Source organism: Enterobacter sp. MEB024 (genome assembly GCF_030209635.1).
Lineage (GTDB): Bacteria > Pseudomonadota > Gammaproteobacteria > Enterobacterales > Enterobacteriaceae > Enterobacter > Enterobacter ludwigii.
In genome coordinates, this window is record NZ_JARVRQ010000006.1 from 408,688 (window position 1) to 422,378 (window position 13,691).

At 56.8% G+C, this 13,691-nt stretch carries 9 protein-coding genes; 7 read left to right on the forward strand and 2 right to left on the reverse strand.

The window, feature by feature from the left end; all coding sequences use genetic code 11:
- Positions 1-67: 67 nt before the first annotated feature.
- Complete coding sequence (gene mgtA / locus QRN24_RS13560; protein ID WP_284942802.1) at positions 68-2,776, reverse strand: magnesium-translocating P-type ATPase; 2,709 nt, start codon at positions 2,774-2,776, stop codon at positions 68-70.
- Positions 2,777-3,168: 392 nt separating this feature from the next.
- On the opposite strand from mgtA, the gene treR reads away from it, so the two are divergent.
- The 4 genes from treR to QRN24_RS13580 all read left to right on the forward strand — a co-directional run bounded on the left by treR (position 3,169) and on the right by QRN24_RS13580 (position 8,251).
- Positions 3,169-4,116, forward strand: coding sequence for a trehalose operon repressor TreR (treR, locus tag QRN24_RS13565; protein WP_014168396.1), 948 nt, complete (start codon positions 3,169-3,171; stop codon positions 4,114-4,116).
- Between the two features lie 128 nt (positions 4,117-4,244).
- Positions 4,245-5,663: a PTS trehalose transporter subunit IIBC gene (treB, locus tag QRN24_RS13570; protein WP_020885395.1), complete on the forward strand. Its 1,419-nt coding sequence runs from the start codon at positions 4,245-4,247 to the stop codon at positions 5,661-5,663.
- A gap of 51 nt (positions 5,664-5,714) precedes the next feature.
- Positions 5,715-7,370, forward strand: coding sequence for an alpha,alpha-phosphotrehalase (gene treC, locus QRN24_RS13575; RefSeq protein WP_284942803.1), 1,656 nt, complete (start codon positions 5,715-5,717; stop codon positions 7,368-7,370).
- A gap of 134 nt (positions 7,371-7,504) precedes the next feature.
- Positions 7,505-8,251, forward strand: a complete 747-nt coding sequence (locus QRN24_RS13580) for an oligogalacturonate-specific porin KdgM family protein (RefSeq protein WP_284942804.1) — start codon at positions 7,505-7,507, stop codon at positions 8,249-8,251.
- Positions 8,252-8,259: 8 nt separating this feature from the next.
- Here the strand turns inward: QRN24_RS13580 and QRN24_RS13585 are convergent, their stop codons facing one another.
- On the reverse strand, positions 8,260-8,919 hold the full coding sequence (locus QRN24_RS13585) for a MurR/RpiR family transcriptional regulator (protein WP_014168392.1): 660 nt from the start codon (positions 8,917-8,919) through the stop codon (positions 8,260-8,262).
- Positions 8,920-9,098: 179 nt separating this feature from the next.
- Between QRN24_RS13585 and QRN24_RS13590 the strand changes: the two genes are divergently transcribed.
- Genes QRN24_RS13590 through QRN24_RS13600 form a run of 3 tightly spaced genes read left to right on the forward strand, consistent with a single transcriptional unit; the run spans position 9,099 to position 13,678 of the window.
- Positions 9,099-10,496, forward strand: a complete 1,398-nt coding sequence (locus QRN24_RS13590; RefSeq protein ID WP_244047618.1) for a PTS fructose transporter subunit IIC — start codon at positions 9,099-9,101, stop codon at positions 10,494-10,496.
- Positions 10,497-10,506: 10 nt separating this feature from the next.
- The gene (locus QRN24_RS13595) at positions 10,507-13,104 is read left to right on the forward strand and encodes a glycoside hydrolase family 38 N-terminal domain-containing protein (protein WP_284942805.1); all 2,598 of its coding nucleotides are present in this window, start codon (positions 10,507-10,509) and stop codon (positions 13,102-13,104) included.
- A gap of 1 nt (position 13,105) precedes the next feature.
- Positions 13,106-13,678, forward strand: coding sequence for a PTS sugar transporter subunit IIA (locus QRN24_RS13600; RefSeq protein ID WP_284942806.1), 573 nt, complete (start codon positions 13,106-13,108; stop codon positions 13,676-13,678).
- The last annotated feature ends 13 nt before the right edge of the window (positions 13,679-13,691 follow it).

The following is a 13,691-nucleotide window of genomic DNA, read 5'->3' on the forward strand; positions in this document are numbered from 1 at the left end:
ACGGAGATCACAGGTTGTTGAATTTGGGAAGAAACGTACCCTCTCCCGTGCCGGGAGAGGGGAGAAATCACTGCCACCCATACCGACGGCTATAGAAGCCTTTGACCATCTGCGTCAGCACCATATAGCCCGCGAGGATCGCCACCAGCCACGGGAAGTAGCTCAGCGGCAGCGCCTGCAGCTGGAGGTAGCTGGCCAGCGGCGAGAACGGCAGTGCAATGCCGAGTGCCATCACGATGCCGGTCATGACAATCAGCGGCCACGCGGCCCGGCTCTGGATGAACGGGATGCGACGCGTACGGATCATATGCACAATCAACGTTTGCGACAGCAGCCCTACCACGAACCAGCCGGACTGGAACAGCGTCTGGTGTTCCGGCGTGTTGGCATGGAACACAAACCACATCAGGCAGAAGGTCAGAATGTCGAAGATGGAGCTGATCGGGCCAAAGAACAGCATAAAGCGCCCCAGATCGGACGGATTCCAGCGCTGCGGCTCCTGGATCTGCTCGTCGTCCACGTTATCAAACGGGATGGCAACCTGAGAGACATCGTACATCAAGTTCTGGATCAGCAGGTGCAGCGGCAGCATCGGCAGGAACGGCAGGAACGCACTCGCCACCAGCACGCTGAAAACGTTACCGAAGTTGGAACTGGCGGTCATCTTGATGTACTTCAGCATGTTGGCGAAGGTACGACGTCCCTCGATAACGCCCTCCTCCAGCACCATCAGGCTCTTTTCCAGCAGAATGATATCCGCCGCTTCACGGGCAATGTCCACCGCACCGTCTACAGAGATACCAATATCCGCCGCACGCAGGGCGGGCGCATCGTTAATGCCGTCGCCCATAAAGCCCACCACATGCCCTTCGCGACGCAGCAGGGTGACAATGCGCTCCTTGTGCATGGGTGTCAGCCGGGCGAACAGCGTGGTGCGCTGCGCAAGCGTCGCCAGCGCATCATCGGAGAGGTGCTCAATATCACTTCCCACAACGACGTCACCCGCATCCAGCCCCACTTCATGACACACTTTGGCGGCCACCAGCTCGCTGTCGCCGGTAAGGATTTTCACGGTGATCCCGCTGGCCTTTAACGCTTTCAGCGCAGGCGCGGTGGTCTCTTTCGGCGGATCGAGGAATGCGATATAACCCTCGAGGATCAGATCGGATTCGTCGATACGCTGATAGTCCCCTTCGCGTGCAGGCAGGAATTTGCTCGCCACCGCCACCACGCGCAGCCCCTGACGATTCAGGTTATCGGTGACGCGCTTGATACGGCGCAGCATGGTTTCATCCAGCGGCACAATGTCGCCGTTATAGCGCACCTGGGTTGAGACATTGAGGATCTCCTGCAATGCGCCTTTGCAGATCAGCTGATGCACGTCCGGATGCTCGCTCACCACCACCGACATGCGGCGGCGCTCGAAGTCGAACGGGATCTCATCCACTTTCTGCCAGCGCCCGGAGAGCGTGCGGGCAGATTCTTCATCCACGCCTTCGAGCACGGCGACGTCGAGCAGGTTTTTCAGCCCGGTCTGGTAGTGGCTGTTCAGCCAGGCGCTGTGCAGCACGCGATCGCTGGTTTTGCCGGCGATATCGGTGTGGTTCTCCAGCACAATTTTGTCCTGGGTCAGCGTGCCGGTTTTATCGGTGCAGAGAATGTCCATCGCGCCAAAGTTTTGAATGGCATCCAGGTGTTTGACGATCACTTTTTGTTTTGACAGTTTGACCGCCCCGCGCGCCAGCGTGGAGGTGACAATCATCGGCAGCATTTCAGGCGTTAACCCCACGGCGACGGAGAGTGCAAACAGCGCCGCTTCCCACCAGTCGCCCTTGGTATAGCCGTTGATCAGCAGCACAATCGGCGTCATCACCATCATAAAGCGGATCAGCAGCATGCTGACGCGGCCAATCCCCTTCTGGAAGGCATTCGGTTCGCTCTCCTGCTCGCTCACGCGCCCGGCTAACTGTCCAAACCAGGTGTTGCCGCCGGTAGCGATGACCATTGCCTGCGCCGTGCCGCTGACCACCGTAGTGCCCATAAAGCAGAGGGTGTCACACTCGAGCGGGTTCATCTGCTGCGGGTCGCGGGTGCGCGCCACTTTTTCTACCGGCAGAGATTCGCCGGTCAGCGAGGCCTGCGCCACGAACAGATCCCGCGCCTGAAGAATACGTAAATCCGCGGGGATCATGTCGCCGGCCGCCAGCTTCACCAGATCGCCCGGCACCAGCTGGTCGATGGGCAGCTCAACCCAGGCGTTCTCCCCGAGATCGTTAATGACGCGCGAGACGGTTGCGGTGTTGCTTACCATCGCTTTCAGGGCGTCTGCCGCGCGGGTAGAGCGGGCCTCCTGAATAAAGTTCAGCAGCGTGGAGATCCCCACCATCAGGGCGATAACCCCGGCGGCAAACAGATCTTCAGTGGCATAGGAGATAATGCCAAGCACGGTCAGCAGCAGGTTGAACGGGTTACGGTAGCAGGTCCACAGATGCACCCACCACGGCGCCGGTTTTTGCGCCGGAATTTGGTTATCGCCATGCACGGCACGGATTTTTTCCACTTCCGCCGCGTTCAGCCCCTCCGGATGCCCGCCAAAGGCACGCCAGACTTCGTTTTCATCCATCGCCGCCACGTTCAGGCAGCGTTGGCTCAGGGAAGCAGGGATCGCTGCAGAGGCCATATTTTTGGCATTTGGCAGCGGGTCGCGCTGAACAAGACGATGTGGCAGGTGGCGGCTCAGCATCGCCTGCAGCTGCCGGGTGATATTTTTAAACATAGTCATTCCCCCGCGCCCGCAAACGCGGACACAGTATTTCCTGCAGGCGTGGCAAGGCCGTACCTGACAGGCACTTAATGTTTTAAGCAGGAACGTGCAGGACGTTGCTGCCTCACATACCGGTGAGACAGCACAAAGGCTGGCTTACCGGAAAGAAAGAACGCTCCCGTTCAGGAGAAGCGTGGGATCGGGATCCATGTCACCTCCGGTAAGTAAAAAAGTAGGGTGCCGCCGCGCAGTATAAGGATTTAACCGTACCGTTTGCGGCGATTCGGGCGGTATTATACTCCCCCGCAAATAAACCGAACGTAAACCAGACTTTGCCCATAGCGAAAACACGCTATAGCATTAGGCTCTACTGACCACGTTGTCATTGTTACAGGGAATACAGCATGCAGAACCGCCTTACGATAAAAGACATCGCGCGTTTAAGCGGCGTGGGGAAATCCACCGTATCGCGCGTGCTCAACAATGAGAGCGGTGTCAGCGAACGCACCCGCGAGCGCGTCGAGGCGGTAATGAATCAGCACGGTTTTTCCCCTTCCCGCTCTGCGCGCGCCATGCGCGGGCAAAGTGACAAAGTGGTTGCCATTATCGTCTCGCGTCTGGATTCCCTGTCCGAAAACCTCGCCGTTCAGACCATGCTGCCCGCCTTTTATGAGCAGGGCTACGACCCGATCATGATGGAGAGCCAGTTCTCCACGCAGCTGGTTGAAGAGCATCTGGGTATGCTCCAGCGGCGCAACATTGACGGCGTGGTGTTGTTCGGATTTACCGGCATCAAAGAGGAGATGCTGAAGCCCTGGCAGGCGTCGATGGTGATGCTGGCGCGCGATGCCCACGGTTTTGCCTCCGTCTGTTACGACGATGAGGGGGCGATTATTACCCTGATGCAGCGTCTTTACGATAAAGGCCATCGCCATATCAGCTACCTCGGCGTACCGCATGCAGACGTTACCACCGGCAAGCGGCGTCACGAGGCCTACCTGACCTTCTGTAAACAGCACAACCTTTCCGCCGTCGCGTCTCTGCCGGGGCTGGGAATGAAACAGGGCTACGAGCAGGTCGCCAGCGTGCTGACCCCGCAGACCACGGCGCTGGTGTGCGCCACCGATACCCTGGCGCTGGGCGCGAGTAAATATCTTCAGGAGCAACGCATAGAGGGACTGCAGATCGCGAGCGTAGGCAGTACGCCGCTGATGAAGTTTCTGCACCCGGAGATTATCACCGTCGATCCAGGCTACGCCGAGTCAGGCAGGCAGGCCGCTGCACAGCTGATCGAGCAGATCAACGGGCGTGCTGAGCCGCGTCAGATCGTGATTCCTGCCCACCTTTCATAACCCCCGTTTATCAGTTTATTGTGATCTTCGCCCGATTTCGGGAACGTTCCCATTTTCGCCGTCACGCTGAAGGAGTAGGCTTGCGCTCAGGTCATTACCCCCCTCACCATCGGTCATGAGGTTTCATGATGAGTAAAGTCAAACAAGAAGATATCGACCAGTTGATTGTCCTGGTAGGCGGCCGTGAAAACATCGCGACCGTCAGCCATTGCATTACCCGCCTGCGCTTCGTGCTGAACGATCCGTCCAAAGCCGATCCGAAAGCCATTGAAGCGCTTTCCATGGTTAAAGGCTGCTTTACCAACGCTGGTCAGTTCCAGGTCGTCATTGGTACCGAAGTGGGCGATTACTATCAGGCTCTGCTGGCGACAACCGGGCACAGTTCAGCCGACAAAGAGCAAGCCAAGAAAGCTGCACGCCAGAATATGAAATGGCACGAGCAGTTAATTTCCCACTTCGCGGAGATTTTCTTCCCGCTGCTCCCGGCGCTGATCAGCGGCGGTCTGATTCTGGGCTTCCGCAACGTTATCGGTGATGTGCCGATGAGCGACGGCAAAACCCTGGCGCAGATGTACCCGGCGCTGAAAACCGTTTACGACTTCCTGTGGCTGATTGGCGAAGCGATCTTCTTCTATCTGCCGGTCGGGATTTGCTGGTCAGCGGTGCGCAAAATGGGCGGCACGCCGATTCTGGGTATCGTGCTGGGCGTCACGCTGGTCTCCCCGCAGTTAATGAACGCTTACTTACTTGGTCAGCAGGTGCCTGAGGTGTGGAACTTCGGTCTGTTCACCATTGCGAAGGTGGGCTATCAGGCACAGGTGATCCCAGCCTTGCTGGCCGGTCTGACGCTGGGCTTTATTGAAACGCGCCTGAAACGCATCGTACCGGATTACCTCTATCTGGTGGTGGTGCCGGTTTGCTCCCTTATTCTGGCCGTCTTCCTCGCCCATGCGTTTATCGGTCCGTTTGGCCGCATGATTGGCGACGGCGTTGCCTTCGCGGTACGTCACCTGATGACCGGCAGCTTCGCGCCGATTGGTGCCATGCTGTTTGGCTTCCTGTACGCCCCGCTGGTGATCACCGGCGTGCACCAGACCACGCTGGCAATTGATATGCAGATGATTCAGAGCCTGGGCGGTACACCGGTCTGGCCTATCATCGCGCTGTCTAACATTGCGCAGGCCTCGGCGGTCACGGGCATTATCCTGGTCAGCCGCAAGCATAACGAGCGTGAGATTTCTGTTCCGGCCGCCATCTCCGCCTACCTCGGCGTCACCGAACCGGCGATGTACGGTATCAACCTGAAATACCGCTTCCCGATGCTGTGCGCGATGATCGGCTCCGGTCTGGCAGGCCTGGTATGCGGTCTGTACGGTGTGATGGCGAACGGGATCGGTGTCGGCGGTCTGCCTGGTATTCTCTCCATCCAGCCCGCATTCTGGCAGGTGTTTTCCCTGGCGATGGTCATCGCGATTGTCGTCCCAATGGCTCTCACCACCGTGGTTTACCAGCGTAAGTACCGTCAGGGCGCGCTGCAGATTGTTTAACTTCATCTTTCGGGGCGCAGTTGCGCCCCTTCGCATTTGCAGGAACGCATTATGAATACCCTTCCTCACTGGTGGCAGAACGGCGTTATCTACCAGATCTATCCAAAGAGTTTTCAGGACACGACGGGCAGCGGCACCGGCGATTTACGCGGCGTCACGCAGCGGCTGGACTACCTGCAAACCCTCGGCATCGACGCCATCTGGCTGACGCCGTTTTATATTTCCCCGCAGGTAGATAACGGGTACGACGTGGCGAATTACACCGCCATCGACCCGGCCTACGGCACGCTGGATGATTTTGACGAGCTGGTCGCGCAGGCCCATCAACGCGGCATTCGTATCGTGCTGGATATGGTGTTCAATCACACCTCAACGCAGCACGCCTGGTTCCGGGAATCGCTGAATAAAGAGAGCCCGTATCGCCAGTTCTACATCTGGCGCGACGGTACGCCGGAACAACTGCCCAATAACTGGCGCTCAAAATTTGGCGGCAACGCCTGGCGCTGGCACGCCGAGAGCGAGCAGTACTATCTGCACCTGTTCGCCCCCGAGCAGGCGGACCTCAACTGGGAAAACCCGCAGGTGCGCGCCGAGCTGAAAAAGGTATGCGAGTTCTGGGCCGACCGTGGCGTGGACGGTTTACGCCTCGATGTGATTAACCTGATTTCTAAAGACCAGGATTTCCCGGATGACGCCGTGGGCGATGGCCGTCGCTTCTATACCGACGGACCGCGCATTCATGAGTATCTTCAGGAGATGAGCCGCGACGTCTTTACCCCGCGAAACCTGATGACGGTAGGTGAGATGTCGTCGACCTCGCTGGAAAACTGTCAGCAATACGCCTCTCTCGACGGGCGCGAGCTGTCGATGACCTTCAACTTCCACCACCTGAAAGTGGATTACCCCGGCGGCGAAAAGTGGACCCTGGCCAGGCCGGACTTCGTGGCGCTGAAAACCCTCTTCCGCCACTGGCAGCAGGGCATGCACAACAAAGCCTGGAACGCGCTGTTCTGGTGTAACCACGATCAGCCGCGCATTGTGTCGCGCTTTGGCGATGAAGGGGAGTACCGTCCCCACGCCGCGAAAATGCTCGGCATGGTGCTGCACGGAATGCAGGGCACCCCGTATATTTACCAGGGCGAAGAGCTGGGTATGACCAACCCACACTTCAGCCGTATAACCGATTACCGCGACGTTGAAAGCCTTAATATGTTCGCTGAACTGCGGGCCAACGGTCGCGCCCCTGAAGAATTGCTGGCTATTCTGGCGAGTAAATCCCGCGATAATGGCCGCACGCCAATGCAGTGGGATGCCACACACAGTGCGGGCTTTACCGAGGGTGAGCCGTGGATTGGCGTTTGCGACAATTACGAGACGGTCAATGCCCGTGCGGCGCTGGACGATACTGATTCGGTGTTTTACACCTACCAGACGCTGATTCGCCTGCGCAAAACCCTGCCGGTGCTGACGTGGGGAGATTATGAAGACCTGCTGCCTGACCACCCTTCCCTGTGGTGCTATCGCCGGCAGTCGCAGGGCCAGACGCTGATGGTGGTGGCAAACCTGAGCCATGAGCGCCAGCAATGGGTTCCCGCGTCAGTACAGGGAGCCTGGCGGGTCGCACTGAGCAACTATGCGGATGCCCCCCCTCAGCCCGACAACCTGCTGTTGCGCCCGTTTGAAGCCATCTGGTGGATACAGGAATAACCCTCAAGAGATACAGCCAGCTGTATCTCTTTTTTTATGTTTAGCGATACGCTAAATGTACGACGATAACTTTTACTTCACGGTGTGCCAAAATAAGAATAGCCCTGCCATTTAAATAACCTCGGCAGGACATTATGAAAAAGACAATTATTAAAGCAACATGTATTAGCGCATTATTATTAAGTACCCAGGGATGGTGCGGAAATACCTCCGTCGATCTTCGCTTTGGTCATAATACGCGCTCAGAAGTAAATGATTCACGTATTAAAGTGATGCATCAGGCTGATAACGGTTTTTACTTCTCCGTCGAAGCGGCGCAAAACCATAACGATACGTTCTTTGGTGATACCGACCGATATAATCCGGACGAAAAAGGGTTAACGGAGGCAGCACAGGAAATCGAAACGCGCTGGCGTTTTGATCTGGGAAATGGGTTCGCCATCGCGCCAGGGATGGTGACCGTCTTTACCGCCAGCAATACGCATTACCGCCCCTTCATCCAGGGCTGGAAAGCGTTCGATAATGGCCTGAACCTGTCTTCCCGCTACCGCTATAACACCGTTAACGATGCGCACAGCGACAAACGCCTGGACGGCAGCGGCTACACCCGCCGCGAATCACACCAGTTCGACCTGTGGTTCGCGTACAACATCGGGAAATTCGGCATGTCCTATAACCCGCGCTTCCGCTGGCAGGATAATGTCGATCAGGGAACCGGGGATGATACCTACTGGGAGCACACCGTAGCGTTCAACTACAAGCTCGACGACGGCTGGACGCCTTACGTCGAACTGGTGTCGCTGGATAAAACCTACCTCACTCAGGATGGCAATCATGAAAATGATTACGCCATTCGTCTGGGTATCGTGAAACAGCTCTGACGGACTGCCTACTCCGTATCGTGCTGCAGAAGCCTGCAGCCGATACGATCGACGGCGCTTAACAGGTCCAGCTGTCCCTCTCGCTGGTATAACGAGACGGCATTCATATCAATCGACAATGGCCAGCACAGCGTAGAAAGCCCGGCCAGCGTCGAACCCTGACGGGTAATCGCAATAATCTTTAGCCCCTTACGCAGCGCGTTACGCGCCATTTCTATCAGCGACTGCGTCTCCCCGGATTTACTGATCAACACCAGCGTGCCCTTCGATACCCGGGTCAACTGGTGCATATCATTCAGAATCAGGTGCGGCAGACTCGCCAGTGACAAAAAACGCGACAGGTAGTTGAGGCTGGTGAGAGATGCCCCGCGTGCATATAAATAGATATGGCTGGAATGGGTCAGTAACCGGGACACGTCCACCACGATATCGTCTGCCTGCGGCCCCATCGCAGGCTCGGCAGGGACAGACGTAAAATGGTCGCGTAAAAACCGATAGCGAAGCTCGGTATAACTTTTATAGCCCATTTTCTTACAGACACGATTAACCGAGGTGGTTGTTGTAAAAGTATCACGCGCAATCTCTTTTGCCGATATATCAGAAATATTGCGCGCGTGGTGCTGGATGTATTCAAATATCAACCGTTCACTTCCCTGAAATGAATTCATTTATTACGTCCTGTTAAAACCTAACAGGATATTAGCAGAATAGCGAAATAGTCTCTGGAAGGCGCTTCACATATTGCAACATAGCGTATGACGATACGTAATTAGTATTAGCAAACCTTAAACACTGTTTTAAGTTCTCTTTATACTTTCGCTATTTTCACACCCAGGGAATTATTACAATGATGAATCAAAAAATTATCGCTGTAACGGCTTGTCCTACAGGGATCGCGCACACGTTTATGGCGGCAAGTAAAATTATTGCATGGGCAAAAGAGCATAATATTGAGGTCAAGGTCGAAACGCAGGGCAGCGACGGCGTAAAAAACAGATTAACGAAACAGGATATTGCCTCCGCCACGGCCATTATTCTTGCAACCGACGTTCCCATTCAGGATGCAGAACGTTTTGAACACGTTCCTCACCTTCAGACCCGCACGCAGGAGCTGATTAAAAATACCGACCGCTACCTGCGTCAGGCGCTGGCCATGCAGAAAAACATTACCGCTGTGGCGGACGAAGACGCCATTCAGCGTTCGGCTTACCAGATTTTTATCGGCCATATCATGGCGGCCATCAGCTATATGTTACCGGTCGTGGTAATGGGCGGCCTGATGATGGCGACGGCCAAAATTACCGGACAGTTTATAAACATTGAGCATTCGCCGTTCAGCGTGCTGGATAAAATGGGCTTTATGACCATCAAGTTCATGTACCCGGTCTTTGCGATGTATCTGGCCTTTTCCATTGCCGGTAAACCGGCGCTGATCCCCGGACTGATCGGCGGCATCATGTCAGATGAGGTCTACAAACGCTTCTTTGATATTGAAGGCTTTATGCCCTCCGGCTTTTTCGGCGCAATTGGCATCGGCTTTTTTGTCGGCTATCTGGTGCGCTGGCTGAATGATGCGATTCACGTCCGACAGCAGCTTACCACCCTTAAAACCATGCTGGTCGTTCCGCTGATCACCGGTATTACGCTGGTGATGGTTATGGAATATCTGATCAACCCGATTTTTGGTTCGCTTAACCAGCTGATGGTGGTCTTTTTTACCTCGGCGGGTGATACCGGACGCGGCTTCTATTCGGCCATGATCGCCGCGGGTACCGCGTTCGATCTCGGCGGCCCGGTCAACAAGGCGGCAGGATCGGTCGCGCTCGGCCTGAACGGCATGAGCGAGACATTTGATTTAACCGCCCGCGAGCTCTCCATCGTGATTCCTTCTATTGGGGTAGGCCTCGCCGCGTTCCTCAATGGGCGTTTTGGCCTGCCGGATGTGTTCAGCCGTGAAGAGAAAACCGTTGGCAGCACTTCGTTATTGCTGGGCTTTATCGGTATTTCAGAAGGCGCTATCCCGTTCATCCTGAAAAACCCACGCCTGATCCCCGTGTTTATGACAGGAGCCGTCGCAGGTGCGCTGGTGGCGATTGCCCTCGGCGTGAAGCAGACGTTGCCCCTGCCGGCTATCTGGGGCTGGCCGCTGGCGACCAATGTGGTCGGGTACCTGGCAAGCGTCTTTATTGGCGCACTGATTTGCGCCCTGGGCGTGCTTTATCTCAGCCCAAAGAACGCCAGATAAGGAGAGCGCAATGAGCCAGATCCACGTCATAGCCCATACCCACTGGGATCAGGAGTGGTATTTCACCCGCCAGGACAGCATGGTGCTGGCGTCATACAACTTTGCGGAGGTCATCGAGACGCTGGAGCAGGACCCGGCCTGGCAGTGCTATCACCTTGACGGGCAGATGGCGGTGGTGGATGACTTTCTCGCCATCAATCCCGATTACCGGCCCCGGCTGGAAAAACTGGTCAGGGAGAAAAGCGTGTTTGTCGGGCCGTGGTTCACCCAGACGGATACCTATAACGTTCACGGCGAATCGATTATCCGCAACCTCAAGTACGGCATTTTCGCCGCTCGGGCGCTGGGGCATGCCATGCAGGTCGGTTATCTGCCGGATACCTTTGGGCATAACGCGCAGATGCCCACGATTTTGCAGGGCTGCAATATCGATAACATCGTTTTCTGGCGCGGTATCGACCACGACACTCAGGCCAAAAACAGCCAGTTTCTCTGGCGCGCGCCCTCAGGTGCAACCATCATCGCCTGTGCAATGGCGCTGGGGTATGGTGCGGCCAAGAACATGCGCGCGGAGGCCAGCCATCTGCACGGCAAGATCTACCCGATGGTGGATCTGCTGCGTTCACGGTCGCAGATTGACGACCTGCTCCTGCCCTGCGGCGGCGATCAGGTGAGCATCGACCCGGCGCTGCCGCATATCCTGCAGGCTGCCAGCGCGCACTCTCCCACGCAGGACCGTTACGTCCTCAGCTCGCTGGAGCAGTACGTCGCTCTGCTGCGCACAAAACGGGAACAACTGGCGTTATGGGAAGGTGAGCTGAAATCGCCGCGCTACACCCGCATTCACAAAACGATCGGGTCTGTGCGTTACGATATCAAAAAGAAAAATGCCGACATCGAGCAGTTTATCCTGCGACAGCTGGAGCCCACCATCGCCATGGCGCGTCATCAGGGCATTCCGGTCACGCTCCCGATCGTGGACACCCTCTGGAAGAAGCTTCTGCGAAGCCATGCCCACGACTCCATGGGCGGCTGCAACAGCGATGCCACTAACCGGGACATTCTTCATCGGCTCGAGCAGACAGAGCAGCTTTGTCACAGCCTGTGGAATCTGGTGGTGAAGTCACTGGCCGCCGCATGCTGTCAGGAGGGTGACCTGCTCATTTTCAACCCGCTGGCCACCCCGACCCGCTGCGTGATCCACACCACCCTGTACAGTCGGGCCGACAATATTACCCTAATGTATCAGGGCCAGCCGCTGCCCTTCGACGTTCTGGAATGCGAGACGTTACCCGGAGGAACGGCCATCTCCCTCACCTGTGAGGGTGAACGCGAAACACACCTTCCGCCTTATTTCCGCTGGCATGTTGTTCTGCAGACGCCTCTCCTGCCGCCGGTGGGCTATATCACCGTCAACCTAAAAGACACGCCGGCTCCGTTTGCCAGGACCTGCGCCGCGAAAGGAGAGGCGATAGAGAATACGGTTTATCGACTGACGCTGGAGGCCGGTACGCTGGTGCTTGAAGACAAGCGCAACGCCAGGCGCATCACGTCGTTATTCAGTCTTGAAGACTGCGCGGATGCCGGAGACAGCTATGATTTCTCGCCGCTCGCGGACGATGAACCGACGCGTTGCGCGCATTTCACGCTGATCGACTGCAGCAAAACCCCTCTTTGCCAAACGATGGTGCTTGAGGCGGTCATGTCGCTGCCGCCGGATCTCGCTGGACGCCGGGAAAATACCCGCACGCCGTTATCAATGCGCATAGTGTGCGAATTACGTCACGACGATCCGAACCTGCATGTTGATAGCTCGCTGGTAAACAGCCACTGCGATCACCGGCTGCGTTTACTGATCAACAGCGATATTTGCACCCGTCACTCCCTCGCCTCGCAGCCGTTCTCAATAATCGCGCGTAAAACGGGGTACGACGATACTCACTGGCAGGAGCGCTATCGCGAGAAGCCCGTGGATATCGAAACCAGCGAGGGCATTATCGCTATCGCACAAGCGGGCAAAGCGCTGGTCGTGAATAGCCGCGGCATGAAAGAGTTTCAGGTTATTGGAAGCGCTCCGGCAGTCATTGCCCTGACCTTATTCAAATCAACCGGCGTACTGGGGCGCAGCGATCTTGACTGGCGACCCGGCCGGGCGTCTGGCATTAACAATACGGTGGTCGACACGCCCGATGCGCAGCTGCTCAAACCGCTGCACTTTTCCTTCACCGTGGCGCTGGCCGATAACGCAGACCATCTGACGCTGCGCCAGCTGGAGAATCAGGCGACGGGTCACCCCTTCACCTATCAACGACAAACGCTGCATACCCTCGATAACCGGCTTGAGCGTTTTTCGCTGCGCCTGCCCGAACGCACGCTGCCGGCAGAATTTTCGTTATTCGCCTTACCGGAACCGCTCGTTCTTTCTGCCCTGCCTCATGCGCAACGATCGCCTGGCACGATCGCCCGCGTGTTCAACGCCGGGACGCAGCCTGTCCCTGTTCCGGCTGGCCTGGCAGAGCGTCCCCAGCTCAATTATCTGGAAGAACACGTGCCATCGGTGACGATGATCCCCCCTTCTGCGACCTGTGATTTTTTGATTGAGGCTTAACATGAACTTGCTTGAACTCACGCACCCCGAACTGGTGTTTATTAACCCACCCTGCCGCACGCCTGAAGCGCTGATCCGCTGGCTCTCCGAACCGCTTGTCGGGCGAAACGTCATCACCGATAAAGACGCCTTTATCCAGAGCGTCTTACACCGCGAAAGTGAAGGTCCCACCGCGCTGGGCGAAGCGCTGGCCGTTCCGCACGGTAAATCAGACGCGGTGCAGCAGGCGGCGTTTTGCCTGGCGCTTTTTGATGAGCCGGTTATCTGGCCGGGGCTGGAAGGCAATGAAGCGGTCAGGATGGTTTTTCTGCTCGCCATTCCGCACGCCGAGGCCGGCAGTACGCATATGCATCTGCTGACGACGCTGACCAGTTCGCTGGCGGAAGAGCGGGTGCGTAACGCGCTTCTGGCGGCGCGCACCGGCGAAGAAGCGCTGTCCGCGTTGCGCAGAGAAACGCCACAAAACGCGGACGCCGAACCCGAGCGCTCACTTGTTATCCCGCTGATACTGGTGAGTATTGCGGCGGCAGCCTTTCTCCAGGCCGGACTGAACTGGGCATGCGGGGTGAGTTAACCGACTGGCGCTC

Excerpts from the sequence above, each read along its gene's own strand:
- QRN24_RS13580 (WP_284942804.1), top strand. The coding sequence starts at position 7,505 with ATGAAAAAGACAATTATTAAAGCAACATGTATTAGCGCATTATTATTA.
- treB (WP_020885395.1), top strand. The coding sequence starts at position 4,245 with ATGAGTAAAGTCAAACAAGAAGATATCGACCAGTTGATTGTCCTGGTA.
- QRN24_RS13585 (WP_014168392.1), bottom strand. The coding sequence starts at position 8,919 with ATGAATTCATTTCAGGGAAGTGAACGGTTGATATTTGAATACATCCAG.
- QRN24_RS13590 (WP_244047618.1), top strand. The coding sequence starts at position 9,099 with ATGATGAATCAAAAAATTATCGCTGTAACGGCTTGTCCTACAGGGATC.
- treC (WP_284942803.1), top strand. The coding sequence starts at position 5,715 with ATGAATACCCTTCCTCACTGGTGGCAGAACGGCGTTATCTACCAGATC.
- mgtA (WP_284942802.1), bottom strand. The coding sequence starts at position 2,776 with ATGTTTAAAAATATCACCCGGCAGCTGCAGGCGATGCTGAGCCGCCAC.
- treR (WP_014168396.1), top strand. The coding sequence starts at position 3,169 with ATGCAGAACCGCCTTACGATAAAAGACATCGCGCGTTTAAGCGGCGTG.
- QRN24_RS13595 (WP_284942805.1), top strand. The coding sequence starts at position 10,507 with ATGAGCCAGATCCACGTCATAGCCCATACCCACTGGGATCAGGAGTGG.
- QRN24_RS13600 (WP_284942806.1), top strand. The coding sequence starts at position 13,106 with ATGAACTTGCTTGAACTCACGCACCCCGAACTGGTGTTTATTAACCCA.